The 19,292-nt window shown below is 48.1% G+C and carries 14 protein-coding genes; 11 read left to right on the top strand and 3 right to left on the bottom strand.

The window, feature by feature from the left end:
• Positions 1–220: 220 nt before the first annotated feature.
• The 5 genes from AAHB90_RS04110 (at position 221) to AAHB90_RS04090 (ending at position 7,074) form a co-directional block, all read left to right on the top strand.
• Positions 221–2,587 (top strand): TonB-dependent receptor, encoded by a 2,367-nt coding sequence (locus tag AAHB90_RS04110; protein ID WP_342083636.1) that lies wholly within the window; start codon positions 221–223, stop codon positions 2,585–2,587.
• 12 nt (positions 2,588–2,599) lie between these two features.
• Complete coding sequence (locus tag AAHB90_RS04105; RefSeq protein ID WP_342083635.1) at positions 2,600–4,747, top strand: TonB-dependent siderophore receptor; 2,148 nt, start codon at positions 2,600–2,602, stop codon at positions 4,745–4,747.
• Between the two features lie 135 nt (positions 4,748–4,882).
• On the top strand, positions 4,883–5,467 hold the full coding sequence (locus AAHB90_RS04100) for a Crp/Fnr family transcriptional regulator (protein WP_342083634.1): 585 nt from the start codon (positions 4,883–4,885) through the stop codon (positions 5,465–5,467).
• Positions 5,468–5,709: 242 nt separating this feature from the next.
• Entirely contained in the window at positions 5,710–6,396 is a 687-nt protein-coding gene (locus tag AAHB90_RS04095) for a hydrolase (RefSeq protein WP_342083633.1), read from the top strand.
• 75 nt (positions 6,397–6,471) lie between these two features.
• Positions 6,472–7,074 (top strand): NADPH-dependent F420 reductase, encoded by a 603-nt coding sequence (locus AAHB90_RS04090; RefSeq protein WP_446717872.1) that lies wholly within the window; start codon positions 6,472–6,474, stop codon positions 7,072–7,074.
• 345 nt (positions 7,075–7,419) lie between these two features.
• Here AAHB90_RS04090 and AAHB90_RS04085 read toward each other — a convergent pair whose 3' ends face one another.
• On the bottom strand, positions 7,420–8,148 hold the full coding sequence (locus AAHB90_RS04085; RefSeq protein ID WP_342083632.1) for a hypothetical protein: 729 nt from the start codon (positions 8,146–8,148) through the stop codon (positions 7,420–7,422).
• A 409-nt stretch (positions 8,149–8,557) separates the two neighbouring features.
• Between AAHB90_RS04085 and AAHB90_RS04080 the strand changes: the two genes are divergently transcribed.
• The 3 genes from AAHB90_RS04080 to AAHB90_RS04070 all read left to right on the top strand — a co-directional run bounded on the left by AAHB90_RS04080 (position 8,558) and on the right by AAHB90_RS04070 (position 13,974).
• Positions 8,558–9,121, top strand: a complete 564-nt coding sequence (locus tag AAHB90_RS04080; RefSeq protein WP_342083631.1) for a hypothetical protein — start codon at positions 8,558–8,560, stop codon at positions 9,119–9,121.
• A 260-nt stretch (positions 9,122–9,381) separates the two neighbouring features.
• Entirely contained in the window at positions 9,382–11,025 is a 1,644-nt protein-coding gene (locus tag AAHB90_RS04075; RefSeq protein WP_342083630.1) for a helix-turn-helix domain-containing protein, read from the top strand.
• A 318-nt stretch (positions 11,026–11,343) separates the two neighbouring features.
• Complete coding sequence (locus AAHB90_RS04070) at positions 11,344–13,974, top strand: reprolysin-like metallopeptidase (RefSeq protein WP_342083629.1); 2,631 nt, start codon at positions 11,344–11,346, stop codon at positions 13,972–13,974.
• A gap of 347 nt (positions 13,975–14,321) precedes the next feature.
• Here AAHB90_RS04070 and AAHB90_RS04065 read toward each other — a convergent pair whose 3' ends face one another.
• Positions 14,322–16,199 (bottom strand): DNA/RNA non-specific endonuclease, encoded by a 1,878-nt coding sequence (locus AAHB90_RS04065; protein ID WP_342083628.1) that lies wholly within the window; start codon positions 16,197–16,199, stop codon positions 14,322–14,324.
• Positions 16,200–16,684: 485 nt separating this feature from the next.
• On the opposite strand from AAHB90_RS04065, the gene AAHB90_RS04060 reads away from it, so the two are divergent.
• Entirely contained in the window at positions 16,685–17,053 is a 369-nt protein-coding gene (locus AAHB90_RS04060; RefSeq protein ID WP_342083627.1) for a VOC family protein, read from the top strand.
• A gap of 365 nt (positions 17,054–17,418) precedes the next feature.
• Here AAHB90_RS04060 and AAHB90_RS04055 read toward each other — a convergent pair whose 3' ends face one another.
• The gene (locus tag AAHB90_RS04055; RefSeq protein ID WP_342083626.1) at positions 17,419–17,853 is read right to left on the bottom strand and encodes a VOC family protein; all 435 of its coding nucleotides are present in this window, start codon (positions 17,851–17,853) and stop codon (positions 17,419–17,421) included.
• Between the two features lie 371 nt (positions 17,854–18,224).
• Here AAHB90_RS04055 and AAHB90_RS04050 point away from each other — a divergent pair, with 371 nt between their 5' ends.
• Both AAHB90_RS04050 and AAHB90_RS04045 read left to right on the top strand, forming a co-directional pair.
• Complete coding sequence (locus tag AAHB90_RS04050; protein WP_342083625.1) at positions 18,225–18,590, top strand: hypothetical protein; 366 nt, start codon at positions 18,225–18,227, stop codon at positions 18,588–18,590.
• Positions 18,591–18,650: 60 nt separating this feature from the next.
• A complete protein-coding gene (locus AAHB90_RS04045; RefSeq protein WP_342083624.1) occupies positions 18,651–19,292 on the top strand; it encodes a TetR/AcrR family transcriptional regulator in 642 nt (213 codons plus the stop codon).

The raw sequence follows: 19,292 nt of genomic DNA, 5'->3' as shown, positions 1-19,292 counted from the left end.
ATTAAATCCATCTCCCCTCCTACCCAATGTGGATCATTTTTCCGGGTTGCCACATGCGAATCGTGGAATCTGTTCCTTAGACCAGCTTTTAAGATCTCCATTTTCAGATAATACTTGCCAGGAAATTTTGATCGGCGGTTTCCCGTGCCTAGTTTTGTTAATTATAATTAGTCTAATTATTAATATATAACAATTAATTTTCCACTCCACCATCTTAACAATGAGCAGATTATACCTGATATTTTTTCTAATGATCCTTCCCATGGCTCAATCCGTGGCGCAAAACGGAAGTCTGAGAGGCAAAGTCCTTACTTCCGATGGACAGCCGGCAGAGTTTGTAACAGTAGGCATTAAGGACTTGCAGATCGGCACGATTACCGACAGCAAGGGTAATTTTCGTTTCAAAAAAGTACCCTTGGGCATTCATACCCTGTCCATTCAGCTGGTTGGTTACAGTACCACCGAGCAACGTATAGAAGTAAGCGGTGAGACGACCGTTCCGGCCATTTCCCTGAAAGAAAATGCGGAGGTGCTGCAAGAGGTGCTCGTGCGGGGAAACACCAACCGTTTTGCACAAAAAGAGTCGGAGCATGTCGCCCGGTTGCCCTTGAAAAACATTGAAAACCCGCAGGTGTACAATGTGGTTTCCAAAGAGATCATGCAGGAGCAGATCGTGACGGACTACAAAAGCGCGTTCAAGAATATACCCGGTGCCAACACGGGCGTGGCCCATTCCAGCAACGGGCGTTACATGAATGTTACGCGGGGCTTTAACCTCGGCAATGCAGCCAGAAATGGCGTTGGCACCTCTTCGGTTGCTGAAATCGACCCGGCCAACCTGGAAAGGATCGAAGCCATCAAAGGCCCGTCCGGCACACTGTACGGCGCAAGCTTGTCTACTTTCGGGGGACTTTTCAACCGGGTAACGAAGAAGCCCTTCGACGTCTTCAAAGGACAGGTTTCATTCACAACCGGATCATGGGACCTTAACCGCCTCACAGCCGATATCAACACGCCATTGAACGATGAGAAAACCGTCTTACTCAGGCTGAACACGGCGCTTCACAGTGAAAAGAGCTTTCAGGACGCCGGATTTTCCAAGACCTACCTGGTTGCACCCAGCCTGTCCATCAAAGTGAATGATCGTTTGTCGGTTCTTTTTGATGCCGAACTTTACGGGAGAAAGGGCACCAACATTTATGGGAATACCACCGCCTCCACCAATGTGAAAGCGTCCCGCATTGACCAGCTGAAAATCGGGTACAAGCAATCATTCACCAACAATTCGATCATTGCTTCTACCCGGACACAAAATCTGTATTCGCAGATCAATTATAAAATAAGCAGCCAGTGGATCTCTCAGACCAATATCGGCACCAGTCTGGTGGAATTTGAATTTCCCGCCATGACACTGAATACGATAACAGATTCCACGGTCACCCGCAATATCTGGGATCAGTTTACCCGCCAGGTTGCCACGCAGGTCCAGCAGAATTTTATCGGCGATTTTAAAATTGCCGGCTTTCGCAACCGCATCGTGGCCGGTTTAGATTACAGCTCGATGCATTTCGACTTTCCCAACACGCGTGGAGCGGTTTACGACACGGTCAATTTTGTCAACCCGGGCAAACGGTACGCGGCGATCAGCATCAACGAGCTCAAAAACAAAGTCGCTACGGTTGCCCTCAACAGCGGAAGCGCATCTAAATACAATTACCTCGGCGCTTACGTTTCCGATGTTTTCAATCTGTCTGAAAACCTGATGGTAATGCTCAGCCTTCGGGTAGACCGGTTTGATAATAAAGGTTCTTACAGCTATTCCACGAATGCTACGACCGGGCTATACAAGCAAACGGCATTGTCACCAAAATTCGGTGTGGTGTATCAGCCTGTCAAAGACAAGGTTGCCCTGTTTGCCAACTATATGAACGGGTACCAGTTCGTGGCACCTGTAAACCAGCCGGATGGAAGCGTTTCCAATTTCAAACCCCAGTTTGCCAATCAGACGGAAGCGGGGGTGAAACTGGATGTGCTGGACAACAAAATCAGCGCCACGATCAGCTACTACGATATTCGGGTAGTGAACCAGGTGCGTAGCGATATGGAGCGGGATCCCGTCAATGGAAACCGTTTTCAGATCCAGGACGGAAACCAGACGAGCAAGGGTGTCGATTTTGAACTGATCATCAACCCCGTTAATGGACTGAACATTCTCGCAGGCTACGCATATAATGCGAGTAAGCTCGTGAAAGCCAACGAAAATGTAAATGGGCGCCGCCCGACTAACTCGGGCGCCGAAAACACAGCCAATGCCTGGGCCAGTTACCGCCTCACTTCGGGTGCGGCCAAGGGCCTGGGCCTGGGCGTGGGGTTCAATTACAGCGGCGAACAGTTTGTGATCAACAATACGTCCCGCGAGTTCACAATCCCGGCTTACACGGTGCTGGATGCCACCGTTTTCTTCGATCAGCCGGGCTATCGGATCGGGTTCAAATTAGACAATCTCAACAATGAAAGATACTGGAATACGTCTTTGCAGCCGCAGACCCCAAGACGTTTCTCCGCCAGTGTAACCGTTAAATTTTAAACATTCCTCAACATGAAATACCTGCTCTCCCTGCTCGTATCATTACTCTGTATGAATAATCTGACCGCACAGCAAACGGCCGACGACGAAAAAAAACCTACCGCCGAAACGAACCGGTCGAAGGAGGAGACAAAAACGCTGTCAGAGGTGACCGTTACCGGCAATATCAATAAGTTCGGGCAGAAAGAAACCCCTTACGTAGCCCGGCTTCCTTTGAAAAACCTCGAAAATCCGCAGGTGTACAATGTCGTAACCAAAGAGCTTGCCGTCGAACAGATCGCAGTCGATTACAAAAACCTGCTCCGGAATGTGCCCGGTGCGACGGTTTCTTTCGGTGGTGTGAATAATGGGATTACTTATATGGTCATGCGCGGTTCCTGGGTCACCAGCCAGATCAGGAATGGCATGGCTGCACAGCTCAGCGCGGGGATTGATCCTGTAAACGTAGAGCGGGTCGAGGCGATTAAAGGCCCGTCGGGGACATTGTTCGGATCGAGCCTGATCTCTTTCGGTGGTTTTACCAATCTGGTTACCAAAAAACCCTTTGAAAAGGCAGCCGGCGAAATTGGCTATTCTACCGGCAGCTGGGGATTGAACAGGATCACGGTGGACCTAAATACGCCGGTTAACGAAGACAAAACATTGCTCTTTCGCGTCAATGCGGCCGGGCATCGTGAAAACTCATTTCAGGCATTCGGTATGGCGCGGGCTGTAACTGTGGCTCCAAGCCTGAGCTACAAAGCCAGCGACCGGCTTACCCTGCTTTTTGAAACTGAGTTTTACCGAACGCAGCGCAGCACGATGCCTTCAAACTCATTTGCGAATGTGAGTTTCAAAAACATCAAGGATATGCCGCTCGGCTATCGTCAGTCGATCAACAGCAATGACCCGCTGTTGCAGATGGGAACGTCCAATGCGTACATTCAGGCACAATACAAAATTTCAAAAAGCTGGACTTCCACCACTCAGTATGCACTTGGCAACGTACGCTATGATAATGTAAACTACTTTTATCCGGCAGTCTGGACGAGCGACTCGACGGTTGTGCGCAGGCTTTCCTCGGGGCGTAACAGTTTCAGTACTTCTACCCAGTTTCAGCAATATTTCACGGGCGACTTTGCCATCGGCGGTCTCCGAAACCGCATTGTTGCCGGTGTCGACGTGTACGGTCTGATCAATAAAAACCAGGCGTACGGCACGATTACCTACGATACGATCAACGTAAGGAGGTCCATTAAACCGATGTCGCTTGCACGGATCGACGAGTTGGTTGCAGGCATTGGTTCGGTCAACATTACGGAATCCAAACAACAGACACTCAGCGCTTATTTCTCCGAGGTGATCAACGTTACCGATAAACTGATGGCAATGGTCAGCTTGCGCGTGGACCATTTCAATAACAAAGGAACTTCCACAAACGGCGGTGAACGTACCGGGGGCTATGAGCAAACTGCCTTCTCTCCGAAATTCGGTCTCGTCTATCAGCCAGTGAAAGACAAAGTCGCCATTTTCGCCAATTACATGAACGGCTTTCAGAACATCGCGCCTATTACCCAGCCCGACCAATCGATTTTCACGCCCAAACCTCAGTTCGGAAACCAATGGGAAGTGGGAACGAAACTGAATACCTGGAACAACCGCATCGTTGGTTCGGTGAGTTATTACAACATCGATATCACGAATGTAATTCGCCCCAACCCTAGCAATACTGCGTTTTCAGTTCAGGACGGTTCGAATGTGAGCAGGGGTATTGAAGCGGATATCACGCTGAGCCCCGTCAATGGATTGAACGTGCTATTAGGCTATGGTTACAATGAGTTGGAATACAAAAAATCGACGGCCGCCAACGAAGGGCTTAAATATGGCTTTCCGAAACATGCGTTCAACTGGTGGGCAAGCTACCGGCTTGTATCATCTCCGCTGAAAGGCCTGGGGATTGGCGCAGGCGGAAATTATCTGAGCACGATCTACGAGAACAATGAACTGGGTGCGCTGACGATCCCTTCGTACACGCGATGGGACGCCACGCTTTTCTACGATCAGCCACGCTACCGTTTCGGCCTTAAACTGAACAACCTGACCAATCGGAAATATTGGGGAATGAACTTCGACCCTCAGTCGCCAAGGCAGTTGCTGGCGAGTATTTCATTTAAATTCTAGGACTTTGCCAAAGTGAAAGGGCATTGCTTATTACACTTGCTGGCTCGGACTTCTGTCCCGCTTATTTCGATTAGGAAGAAAAAGGCTAATTTCGGGCAACCCGAAACATACTGCTTAAAGGCCTTTTTATTAAACATGTACGACAAGCTGCGCAAATACATCGATCGTGTGACGTCTGCCGTGATCCCGGACGAAGAATTTGTTTTCATAGAAAAAGCATTTGAGGTCAAGCGCCTCAGGAAACGTCAGTTCTTGCTGCATCAGGACACCGTTTGCCGGTATATGGCTTTCGTGGTCACGGGCGCATTACGGCAATACAGCATTGACGACGACGGTTTTGAACACATAGCCAATTTCGCCATCGAAGACTGGTGGATCAGCGACCGTAGCAGCCTTATTGGTCAGACGCCGTCCCGGTACAACATCGATGCCGTTGAAGATTCGGAACTGTTGGTGACTACTCTCGATAAACTGAACATTTTAAAAGAACAGTCACTCTCTTTCCTTAAAATGGCGCATATCCTGGACCAAAACCATTCGATCGCCGCCCAAAAAAGGATTGAAGCGGGCATTACTATGACAGCCGAAGAAAAATACCGGTATTTGATGGCGGCTAACCCCGAATTTATCCAGCGATTTCCCCAAAACATGCTCGCATCCTACCTTGGCCTAACCCCAGAAACCATGAGCAGGGTGCGAAAGCAGGTACTGGCCCGCTAGCGGATTTAGAAAGTGAAAGACCGCCTTGGTAGTTACTGAGGCGGTCTTTCGCTTTTAGGCCGAACCATCCGATAATCTAAAAAAGCACATTTCTCTTGATCCATATCAACTGCATTTCTTAATCCAGGTCAAAATTCCCGTCGCAACCATACCCCAACTTTGCATCATCGAAAACGACCAAACGAAAAACAACAGGCGGCATTCGAGACGATCAAATTCTTAACTCAAAAAAACAAAACATCATGGAAGCGAACACCGCATTGAACACGAAGGCAGGACTTGGAGCATTGCTGACACCGGACAACTGTGCATTGATATTGATCGATCACCAGCCATTCCAATTTGCCGGGCTCAGAAGCCACGACACCCAGACGATTATCAATAACGTCGTGGGACTGACCAAATCCGCAAAAGCATTCGGCGTGCCTACTCTCTTCACAACGGTAGTCGAACACCGGGGCGGCTTCTTGATCAAACAACTGCAAGACATTTTTCCTGATCAAAAGCCCATTGACCGCACCTTCATCAACACCTGGGAAGACACCAGGGTGACGGACTGGGTGAAAGCGACCGGGAAAAAGAAAATTGTAATGGCTGCCTTGTGGACGGAAATATGCCTTGCCATGCCTGTTATCCAGGCTTTGGGCGAAGGATACGAAGTTTACATTGTGACCGACGCATCCGGCGGCGTAAGCCTTGAAGCGCATGAAATGGCCGTGATGCGGATGGTACAAGCAGGTGCTGTACCCATTACCTGGACAGTATTTGCCTCGGAACTGCAGCGCGACTGGGCCCGCACCGAAACCGTGCCGGCGCTGGCAGAAATGCTCGTCGACCACATGGGCAACGTGGGAACAAGCCTGACCTGGGAACTGCAATTGCTTGCCACTCCGGTTCCCGCTTCATCCTCTGCACCGGAGGGCATTTGAGTCCGCTCACAGAATTATAGTCATACAAAAACTGGCCTGGCCCCGTTTCCGGGGTCAGCCAAACCTCTTAAAATCATGGAACAGACAATAGGAATTATAGGGGCCGGCCACATCGGCCAGACCGTCGCCCGCCATTTGGTAGCAGCGGGGCACAAGGTCATACTCAGTAACCAAAGCGGAACCGAATCGCTCCAAGGTGTTGTAGCCGAACTTGGCAAAAATGCACGCGCAGGATCCGTCCGGGAAGCTGCCAACGCGGACATCGTTCTACTTTCACTACCCTGGTCGCAAATACGGACTCTCACAGAAATCGTGGACTGGAATGGGAAAACAGTTATTGATGCGACAAACCATTTTATAACTTACGCACCGGACTTTAAAGTGGAAGACCTCGGACAGAGAGCATCCAGCGAGGTAGTGGCGGCACTTCTCCCGGGCGCAAAGGTGGTCAAGGCATTTAATACGATTTTTTATAAAACGCTGGCCGAAGATCCGCACCTCGCAGGCGGCAACCGGGTACTTTTTGTTTCTTCCAATGATCCGGGCGCAAAAGCGCAGGTGAGCCAGCTCATCGAATCGATCGGCTTCGCACCGGTCGATCTGGGCGATTTGGCTACCGGCAGCAAGCTGCAACAAGCAAAAGGGCCGTTGGCGACCCTTAATCTGATTAAACTGTAATACAAAAGGCCGTAGTCCTCGTCAGGATTACGGCCATATATCAGGCCAGGCGTGGAACAGTGCCGATATCACAAAGGATTGGAACATGTTTTTAAAACGCGGGGGCGCTCGTTAGCAGACATACTTTTTAAATTCACGGCAAGCCATTGCTTGGAGCAATTTGGGCCGTTGCTTTTGGTAGGCGTCAAGCTACGCGTTACAATTAACACCGGTGCATACGAATTCTGTCCATTCGTCACAAGTGATGGTAAATACTTTTTCTTTTCGCGAGATGGAGATATTTATTGGGTCGAAGCGAAATTTCTTGAAGGTTTGACGGGACAACAAGATCCTCCGCTTGCTGCATTAATAGCAATTCGCCCCGGGTTCGCAATCCAGATTAGGCTTAACTGCGATCCTCGTTTCGTGAATATCCCTCAGCCTGTTATAGTTGTAAGGTGGCGCCAGCAGAGTCAAAGCAGTGGTGTTATTGATAATCCCGATCATCAGGTGCCCGAAATATTGCCCTTGCAAATATTCGACATTGTACATTAAATCAAGCGTGGTCACGTAGCTACGGGTCTCGCCCACGGCCATGCTCATATCAAGCGGATCGTTTGCCGTCGCCGCAGGGGGATTCAGCCCATAAGGTCCGCCAATAAGATCATCCCATATTGGCGGAAGAGGATCTCCCGGAGGTCCGGAAGGCGACAATTGGTAAGGTTGGATTTCATATCCTCCAACCGGCTGGAACGATGCGGGCGCTATCCGTTTAACATATACACGCATCCGGTATGTCATCTGCAAACCAGCATGCATGGAACCCCAAACGTAACGAAGGGACGCATTAATCGGCAATCCGATCGTACTGTCGCCCGGCAGGAATGTCCTGACCACATTGTTGGTGTTGTTACGCAGGAATTCCAGCTTTGTAATTTCAAATTCGCATGGCAACGCGCGGTCGGTTCCGTCGATGCGCTTACAGTTGGCGACCGGTTCCGGATCCGGAACGTTATGGTCCTGACATGAAAAAGCCATTGCTGTAAGAAGGACAGACGACAGCGAAATCACTCTAAGCAAATCGGACGCGCTCATAAGTTAGCTAGTACACGGTGGACACAATAAGATAAAGCCCATAAAAACAGCAACTTACCTATTCATTGACATTTTTATTATTAAAGTGGATACAATGGCAGAATGTATCGAAAAGTTCTTTCCGGTACTGACAATGGAAACGCCGCCGGCCTTAGCATCAACAATTATCATTGTTTTTGGTAGCAAGCCGAAAATCCTAAAAAATCCACCGGTAAATAACGTAGAGTGACCGATGGATAGCATTAGTACCAAACCTTCGCCATTGCATTCTACGTTTGTTTCAGATTTATAATAAAACCGGGATAGTCCCATATCAAAAACCTCTCAATTGGTTTCGAAATATTTGAACTATACCGTTAAATAACTCGAATTAAATTTCTATTTACATAATTAAGTCAATTTATTAGTCATGAAAAAAAATTTTGAATTTTTTGCACTTTTTGTAATCGCAGGCTTTCTTTTCAATTGCAGCAACCCCCAGGAGCCGACACCAGCCGGCAGCCCCGGCACGACTGAGCTCGCAAATGCACAATCCGACGCGGCCGCATTCGCAGGAGGCGGCCTGTCGGGCAAAATCGCTCCCTACCAATCCGCATTCAGGCTCGTAAAAACGCTGACAACGTCGCAAGGAACGGGATTCAATCTGCTCAGCCCGTTTGCAATTACCGCTGAGAACGGCGGCGACATCGGCTGGGGTGCCTACGGGTGCTATGCCGCATTGAAGCCGGTGAAAGTGTCGTTCCACAATCTTCAAATCGTAGACGTGGCATCCATCACCCCGGCGTACCTGGCCACCCTGTCGTTCAACCAGGTGCCTATCGCAAATGCCCCGGCAGGCTCCGCATTCTGGACAAACTATATGCCTGCCAAGACCATTATCGCCTGCAAAACCGCCGCAGGCAAGTATTATCTGGTCGAAGTTTTAGGAGATAATCCACTGGAAGTGAACATCTATCATCCGGTCAGAATCTAGGTAGAGCTTATTCAACGAACCGACCGGGTCTTTAAGGCGACCGCCCGTTTACCGTAGAATCGGAAACGGGCGGTTTTTTATTTTGAATAAGGCTAAATCATCAATGATAGCTGCCGGAATTCGATCATCATCGTTTCAAGTTTACACATTACACGTAAAGCAAATACCTTTGCCTGCCAGGTTTCCCTATCTGGACTTTGCAACAGGGCCGTGAACGGCTTAGGAAACCGTCCTCTTACTAAATATTTTGTATACGAATTATGTTGACCCGGCTAATCCTTGGGATCAGAAGACGCATCCCGAACCCGTTAATTGGAATATTATTGGTCACCGGCTTTTTTTCCAATGCCCAGCAACCAGCCTTTGATCAGGTGTATGACAAGATTTGGAAGGAGTCGGCCAATACAAATCTTGATGCCGCAGTCGCCTCGGCCGATTCATTGTATCGATCATCATCCACATCTACGCATCGCCTCCGGTGCCTGATGCTCATAGCCAGGCTCTATCAGCAAAAGGAGCAGCTGGATAAGTCGGTTGAATATGCATTGAAAGTCGAGCAACTCGCTGACGAAAGTGCCGATTACGCCTGGCAGGCAAGGGCAAACGGGTACCTGGCAGGGTTGTACCGAATGATGGAGCTGTACGGCAAGGCAAGAAACTATTCTTCAAAAGCACTGGAAATCGTCCCCAAAATAACCGACCACGCGCAAGCGAACAGTACGCGCGGGTTGCTTTTGCAGGAACTTGGCTTTACCAGTATGGACGAAAAAGACTATAAACAGGCAATAACCCATTTTCAGGAGGCGGGGAAAAGCATTCTGCTGATCGAGAAGAACAGAGAATTTAATATTATGAATAACGAGCGGCTCCTGGCAGACAATTATCGTCTGCTTGCCCGGTATGATACGGCCCTCGTTCATTACCATAAGGCTTTGTCCCTGAGCCCGTCGGCCCCACTTCACTACGTAACGGGCCTGATCTACAAAGGCCTGGCCGAAACGCTAATGGAAAAAGGTAACTTAACGGAGGCGAAAAAGTACCTGGACAAAGCCGAGCGTTTTGCCGACGAATCGGAGTACCTGCAATTAAAAGACGCCACCTACGAGCTCTCAAAACGGTACTACTCACTGACAAAGGACCGGCAAAAGCTCACGACGGCAAAAGAAAAGAGTATTTCAATAACTGACACCCTATTAGATAAACGGACGCAATTGCTCAATAGAATGTACACCCAATTGGAACGCGATGGGCAAAAAGCGGAAACGATAAGTAACACGAAAAATGCCGCTATCATGGCTTCCATTTTATTGATACTTTCCGGAAGTGTTTTCTTTATGCTATACCAAAGAAAACAAAAACGTGAGCTAACCCAGGTCAGGAATATTCTCGCACGATTAAATACAAAAGAAATTCTGGGACCGGATCATCAGCCCCCGACAGATGCAGTGAGTATGCCACCATTTAACGAATCTTTTCATAATAATGGCACTGAAAAAGACCAAGCAGAAAGCAGCGATGAAAATACCGAAAAGCGGATGATGCCGATTGAAACCGAACGGCATTTATTGGAAAAGCTGGTTGAATTTGAAAAATCCAATACTTTTCTTGAAAATGGGTTTTCGCTGGCATCCTTGTCTGCACAACTCGACACTAACACAAAGTACCTTTCATATTTGGTTAAAAAATATAAAAAGACCGATTTCAATAATTACATAAACAGACTTCGTATCGATTTTGTAATTGACATGCTAAAAAACGATCCGGTATGGAGGCAGCATAAGATTAGTACCCTGGCCACAGCGTCAGGCTTTTCTTCCCATAGTCAGTTTGCGGCGGTATTCAAGGACTTTACCGGAGTAACGCCGTCTGTCTTTATCAGGCATATTAACAGTGAACAACAATAGGAGTCGCAGGCACACTGACGTATTACCTTATTAAAAATCCGCAACGCGGATAACAATGCTTATTAACTTGTGTCAAAATTCAGGAATTCTGATATATCCACTTTGAGGGTCGATAGAAAATTGCATTAGATTTGCCCGGCGATATGAAACATGACGTCGTCAAACTCGCTTTTACGTTGCCTTACTTTTTGCGCTGCCAACATACTTCTTCACTCCGCCGACAGGAATTAAAGGCATATGAGCAGCCCTGTTGAAGCGTAAATACCCCCATTATAATCGTTAACCTCAATCGTTTTCCGGATATATTAAAATTTCTACATGAAAAAGAAGATTTACCAACACCTCATCGCTTTCCTGGCGATCCTTGGGATTCAGGACGCGGCCGCCCAAACAGGGTTTTTCTCTCCTGCCGACGCAAATGCGCGGACCGGTCAAACGGTCGAAAAGAAAATCTCCAAATTTTCCCTTTATCATTTAAAAACGGGAGATCTGCGAAGTTACCTGCTCAGTGCGCCGATGGAATTTAAAAGTAAATCGACCCGTGGTTTAGCGCTGGAAATTCCCCTCCCGGATGGAGATGCGGTACTTTTCGAGATTTTCGAGTCGCCCATTCTTTCGCCGGAAATTGCCGCAAAACATCCCGAAATCAAGACTTACGCCGGAAATGGAGTTGTAAAAAAGGAGTATTCGGTTCGTATCAATTTTACTGTCGCAGGATTCAGTGCGATTATCCTCGGTGTTGGAAACGATGCCGTTTATTTTGAAAAGACCAATACAAACGCGGCCGATAGTACCTACCGAAGCTATTTTTCGCGGGATGCAATCAATCCAAAAAATGCCGCCGAAAAAACATCCAACAACCGCTGCGGAACGCTCGACGTGGAAAGCCGCGCAAATAAATTGAAGTTAGACGGAGCAAACAAAAGAAGCTCGGCAACAGCTTCAACCGGGGCTACTTTAAGAACATTCAGGCTGGCTATGGCGGCGGACGCGGAGTTCACCGCGCAAAAAGGTGGAACGGCTGCTCTGGCTTACGCTGCGCTCACCAACTATGTCAATAACATGAATGGCGTATATAGAAAAGAGTTGAGCGTATCGTTCACGCTGGTCAGCGACGAAACGGTGGTGTACACCGACGCCGCCACCGACCCTTACACCAATGACGACCAAAGCAAAATGCTGGACGAAAACCAGGCTAATCTTGACAACGTGATCACCAGCGGATATGACGTCGGACACGTACTCGGTTATGCGGGCGGTTCAGGCGGCGGGATCGCCGCGCGCGGCTCGGTATGTGATGCCTCGTCCAAAGGGCAGGGAGTTTCCGGGGTTGGCGACGGCTCTTATGCGGATGTGTTCGACCAACAGCTCATCCAGCATGAAGTAGGCCACCAGTTCGACATGAGCCACAGCTACAACAGCAATGTGCCCGTTTGCACCACCAGGGCTTATGACACTTCCGTGGAACCTGGCTCGGGCACAACCATTATGAGTTACGGTTACACCTGCAATAATACCAATGCGTCGGACGGACTAGTCGGAAATGACGACTATGAAGAAAGTTACGCGCCTATCCTGAACTTTCACGCGGTCAACTACGACCAGGCCAATACCTTTATTTCAACCTTGTCGTGCTACACCTCCACAGCCACTAATAATGCCGTTCCCGTCATCGACCCTATGCAAACAAGCTTCACGATCCCGAAATCGACGCCGTTTGCATTGAGCGGCTCGGCCACCGACGCGGATCCGGGGGATATTTTGAGCTACTCGTGGGAAGGAACGAATATCAGCGACGAAGCTAACAAGGAGGCGCTTACAGCCACTGTAATTTCCGACGCTTCCCGCCCGCCGTTTTTCAGATCGTATGCCCCGCAAGCTGCCGGAACCCGCTACTTTCCCAGGTTGACTTCTATTTTGGATGGATTAAACTACGCCATTGGCGACAAGTTGCCTTCTGTCGGCGTTGTTACAACACATAAATTAACGGTCCGCGATAACAACAGCGGTGTAGCCTCAGCGGAGGTGACCGTGAACGTGGACGGCAATTCGGGGCCTTTTTTGATCACCAACGACACGCCCGGCAGCTTGCTCGGACCAGTTGGACAATATCCCCTGGCCGGCCCCATAACGGTTACCTGGAGTGTTAACGGAACAGCCGGCGCGCCCGTAAACTGCACATTGGTTGACATATCCCTATCGACAGATGGCGGGGTGACATTTCCCACGGTACTGGCATCAGGGGTACTGAACTTGCTTGGCACGGCAGTGGTAGTTCTGCCACTGGTCAATACGGATAAGGCCAGGATAAAGATCGCGGCCAGCAACAGTACTGCCCTGGGCAATACGCCCAACGTTTTCTTTGACATTTCTAACGTCAATTTCACAATCGGCTCCCCGATGCCTGTTACCCTGGTATCATTCAATGCGGCCGCGAACGGCGAAAATGCTGCGCTGCTTCATTGGGAAACCTCCGAAGAAACCAACAATGCAGGTTTTGAAATTGAAATGAGCCTGGATGCCAGAAAATTCGTCAAAGTAGGCTTCGTAGACGGTTATGGTGATTCAAGATCTGCCCACCACTACTCGTATTCCGTTACCGACCTGTCAGCCGGAACCTATTATTTCCGTTTGAAACAGCTCGATCACGACGGTAAATACGAATACTCACAGATCCGCGCGCTCGAAATCAAGAGTACCGCGAACGTCCTCGCTGTATATCCCAACCCCACCAGCGGAAAATTAAAATTCCACCCGTTGCTGCATAAAGGTCAGGCCTTCGATATCCGGATCATCAATCAGACCGGGCGGACCGTCGTTTCGCTTCCTCTGAGCGACAAATACAACAGTGGGTATGAAATGAATATGGAAAGCCTTCCTCCCGGGCTGTACCATGTTGTTTTACGAGGCAAGAACTTTACCGAGAATCTCCGATTTGTAAAGCAATAATCCATTCACCAATAAATCAGTCATTTACGCTCTGCGCAACGGGTGCTAGACGTTGAGTAATGCAATACACCTTTCACTATTTTAGCGAAAGGTGTTTCTTTTCCTGAGGAATCATCGGTGATTAGCGCACCGTTTAGCCTGTCCGGCAGCCGGGAAAACCGTGCTTAAAGGGGGAGAATGCAGCCGCATAAAGCGAAAGCGGGTTAGAAAGCGCGCTAAGAAGTGCTTTCTAACCCGTTTTGCAATAGCACCCGAAAACCAACAGAAAAGCGGGCCATTATCGGCATGCATTTAAAAAATCAGGCCTTTTAGTCGGGCTTTGATCAAATTCGAAGATCGCAGGTTCATTACCAAATGATATCGGACAACGAAGCTAACGGCTCGCGATCGGCTACTGCTTCGGGCACTCTTTCAAGGAGTTCCGCAAAGTCGTCCTCCTCTTTTAAATTGTCGGGCAAGGTAAAATCACAGCGCTCCTCAATTTCACTTAGCTTAACCTGAAAAACGCGAAACTCTTTCAAGTCCAACACTTCCAGTTGGCTCAGATTTTGAGTAAGGATGAAGGCCCGGGCTTTGAGTTTACCAGCCTCTACGTATACCAATATTTTATAGAACTCGCGCGGAATTTTTACACCCCGGAATTCCCGGTCGCCGCTGCTAAACACCGGGCCACCAAAAACACTCACTCTGAGGTTATCCACATCGACCTCCTCGAATACACTGTTTTCAAGCTCCCCCCAAATGCCACGCAGTGCGCTTTGGTTGAAGTTATCCATCTGAGGGGTTATATTGGTGAAGTAAAAAGAATCCTTGTTGGCCTGGCGGGCTTCCGTATCATCCCCCCAAACGAGGTCGGCGCGTCGGGCAATATGACCACGATCAAGGCGGTTGCCTGCGTACAATGCATCCCCCACTTGATGCTCTTTCGAAATCCGGGGATCAAAATCGAATTTTATGTCGTTTCTGCTAATCTTCTTGATACGGCTCCCATCGATGTTCCAGGCAACCCAAAATGCAAACCGACGCGATTTACTCTGAGCCAGCGAAAAGTGTGTGTAATGGATCACTTCTGCTCCATCGACCTTAACGGTATCGTTCCGTTTGTTCGGCGACATTCGCGGTGTATCAACCTCGGGCCCGAGAAAGCTGCGACTGTAACCAACTTTCTGTAACTGCGGTAAGCCCGGTTGAATTGACGTGAGTGATATGTTTAGTTTGTCAAACACCGAACGCGGGTAGCATGCCAAAGCATGCTCATCCGGATCGCTCTGTCCTTCTCCGGCAAAATGTAATCCTGCCAGGATATTCGATGGTTTTCCGTTACTGCTTTTAAACAACCACAGCGATCCGGAGTCACCGCCCTGGCTAATTTCGCCATCATCGGGCAGATGGTCGTTATCCGGACCGATTTCGAAGCAACCAATCGATTGCTCACCGACCGGGCGCCCGTAGTCGATTTTAACAATGGTGTGGATACGCGTGACAATTCCGTGCGTTACATTGGTCGTGCGGCCACTTTTAACAACCTTGTCGCCCAATTCTGGCTCTCCGAGTTTTTCCGGTATTACGTTCAGCTCGAAGATCTCCGGATTAACGGACCGGCTTTCAATGCTGGCAATAGCACAGTCGCCTGCGGCACCCAGGTGCGAGCGGACTAGTTTACCCAACTTATTGAGGTTTATTCTATTGTCATCGTGTGGACCTGGTTGTACAATGTCGTCTCCGATATTGCCCTCGGGTCCATGAAGCACATGCCAGTTGCTCAGAATATATGGCGTTCCGTTTTCACGATCAAATACAATTCCACCGATTGTGCCTGCACTTACCTTCACGTTTGCAACACTTACCCCAGGCACAATGGGATCGAGCCTGGTTTTCCTGGAATTAACGACATTTTCTCCAACCACACGAAATGATGGATCATAGGTTCGCTGGATTACATCCGTTGGAACCTCGACCCCATCAATAATAAATGACTTGGGGATTTGAATTGTTTCAAGCTCGTCAAGCATTTCAGGCACTGCCTTTTTCCGCACGGTAAACTGAATAGAGACTTCCTTTGTCGGCTTGCCGGACACCTCCTTGTAACCAATACCGATGGAAGAGATGTTCGCATCATTGAGGTAATCCGCGCCCTGAGTACGAACGAATTTTTTTAAATTTTCTATCAGGCGATCATCGTTGCCTGACAGGCCCTTGGAGGGTTCTTTCTTTTGCTTGGCCATTTTTTGTAGGAATCTATTTTTACTACGCATTGGGGGTTTGCTTACAAAAAACAGTAAGCAGCATATGACAACTGCCACCTACACAGAAGGGTGTACCGACAGTAAAGAAGCGCAAGCACGCATTTCAACAGCAGAAAACTAATTTGGATTTTTTACCTTTTCATATGCTTCGCAGCAGTCGTCAAAGTAAGCCGTAAGGAAGCGCGGAATTCCGGATGAATAATTGGATTGAATTTAAGTAACTGTAACAAAGCTAACAACGTTTACTTATTATCCGGCAGCTGGCTGGGACAGATAGTCGACACACTTACCCGCATATGCCGTCATCTCAGCGTACCCTATATCCTCACTTTGGTTGGTATACCATTTGAATGTCCGATTCGCCCGCATCATTGTCCTTTCTGCCCCACCTGTTTGTTTGTAGCCGACATTAGCTTTGCAATGAAGGATGAATGAAACGTTGCCGAACAAAAAAAGGAAATTCAATGGAAATCAAATTTGAAGGCGGCATTAACATTGCCGTAAAAATCCCGAAGAACAAATACGACGAAACGGTTCGCTTCTATCGCGAGATACTGGGACTCGACGTGGAGGAACGCCCTATCAAAAACCCTACGGTTTCAAGAACCCACCGGGTTAGCTTTGGCAGCAATGTGATGTGGCTGGATTGCGTCGACAATTACACGCATTCCGAAACGTGGCTGGAACTTAATGTGGATAATGTCCCGGCAGCGACTGAATACCTGAAATCGCAAGGCATTTCGACGTGTGACGAACTGGAAGAACTTCCCGAGAACATGCATTGGATCACCGATCCGGCGGGATCGGTATATATTGTGAAAAACAGGGACTGATACCTGATGATTTGAGATAAAAAAATATGGCAGCTAAGCTTTCAGACAGACTGCTGGAAATCGTGAATGCCCTGCCTTTAAAAGAAGGTCTCAGTGTGTGAAAATTGATTTCAAGTAATTTATCAAATGCCAAATTTCGCTCCGGAGGAGCAACCTGTTTATAGAAAATTGAATTTAACGGGTATTATCCGGCTCCGGAGGAGCCACCTCAGAAATGTAATTAATCAGGAATCAGGAGGCCCCGCTGGGGCCTTTGTAACAAACCACCAATCTGCTTTTCTACAAACAGGTAGCCGGCTCCGCGGCTAAACGATCTAAGTGTGATCAACGCTCAGGAAGCCCAAAACGGCATTTTCCAGCCAAGCCTACCCGTTATAACTCGGGTCAAATTCCACAATCCATTCAATCCCGTATTTGTCTCTGAACATTCCGGCATAAGTGCCCCACGGACTGTCGTTCATCGGCCCTTCAATATTTCCACCCGCTGATAGTCCGTCAAACAACCTGTCCGCTTCTTCACGACTTTCTGCGCTGATTACGATTTTCGACCTGTTTTCGTTTTCGTTTACCCGTCCCATAAACTCCGGAACATCATTGGCTATCAACACATTGTGTTTTCCCAAAGGCAAAGCAATCGTCATTATTTTATTTGCTTCGCTTTCCGGCACGGGAAACTCATCGCTAGCCAGGTCTTTGAAACGGACGATCTTGGTGAATTCTCCGCCAAAGACCGATTTGTAAAAAGTAAATGCTTCTTCTGCATTACCATTGAAGTTGATCCAGGGATTGACCGTTCTCATAATTTTAGGTTTAGATCTGTTTTCTGCTGATATCTATGAACGATAGCCGACGTGGCGCTCATGCCCCTCATATAATTGCCGACGGGCGGGCGTTGCTGCCAGGTTGGGTTCAATTTAACCAAAGGATCAGAACGGCCACTCCTACCCGGCACCTGTTACTGCCTGTAAGATACTGGCTGCATTACCTCACCAATCCTCTTCGCACCCAATGTCCCGCCTGTCGCGGTTAACATTTTGATGGAAACTTTTTTTTATTAAAAAATTTCCATCACCTTTACTGGAAATTATTGGTGCAATAATAATTTCCAGTAAAGTGCTTGCCGACTATTCTATCAAACTCCGGTTATCTTCCACTTCAAACACAATAAATCATGAGAATCGCAAGTATCATTTTTTCCTTATTGTTAAGTGCCAGTATTACCTGTTTTTCGCAGACCTCTGACTTCTTCGCGGGGAAGTGGGAAGTTACCGTGTTAAACTCACCTAAAGGTGATGTCACGTTTCTGACCGAATTGATCCGAAAAGACGGAAAACTGACGGGAGAACTCATCGAAAAGTCGGATCCTTCCAGCAGCAGCCGCAAAATATTGAGAGTCGAAGAAAGTGCTGAAAAGCTGGTCGTCTACTTCGAGTCCTCACAAGGAGGTGAAACTATTCTGGATCTGACAAAAGTTGATCAGGATCACTTAAAAGGTACAGTGCACGACTTTGAGGCGACGGCAAAAAGGCTGAAATAATCAGATTATCAATTACATGACTTTGGAGCCTGCATAGGATTCAGGATAAAATCAGGTGCCATGAAGGAGGAAATATTACAAAAATCGCTAACCCTGTTTCTGAAACACGGTATTAGGGAAATGTCCAATCAGAAACTCGTTGATTGGCTGGGTATTTCTACTAAAACCATTTATAAATACTTCCAGAGTAAAGAAGGGTTGCTGGAAGAAGCCTTGTATTTGTATCATCATACAGAATATGAGAAGCTCTTAAATCTTTCCAATGAGCAAAATGCGGCGTGTCATTTTTTTGAAATCTGGCAAATCGCCGTTGAAATGGAATATCAGATCAACCAATCGTTTTACAGGGATCTTGAATACTATTATCCGGGCCTGGCACGGAAGGTTGAGAAAGTCATTGGGCCAAAATTCGAACAACATTTTTTGTCGGTCATCAACCGGGCAATGGTGCAGGGTGCTTTCCGTAGCGACATCCTGCCCGAAGTTGCCTTACGAAGCGTATTCGTGCTGCACCGCGCGTCCGTGGCAAACGAAGCTTTTACAAAGCTCGGCTTATCTGCCATGGATCTTTTACTGCAAACAACGGCCAACTATATCCGGGGCCTATGTACGCCAGAAGGCTTAAAAGCACTGGAAAAGCACATTCAGACGCTTACAATATCCGAGTCGGCAGAAAACCCGACAGTCACCGATCAACACTAA

This window comes from Dyadobacter sp. OTU695 (assembly GCF_038440355.1).
Classification (GTDB): domain Bacteria; phylum Bacteroidota; class Bacteroidia; order Cytophagales; family Spirosomataceae; genus Dyadobacter.
The sequence above is the reverse complement of the archived record's forward strand: the minus strand, read 5'-3'. Positions and strand labels throughout refer to the sequence as shown.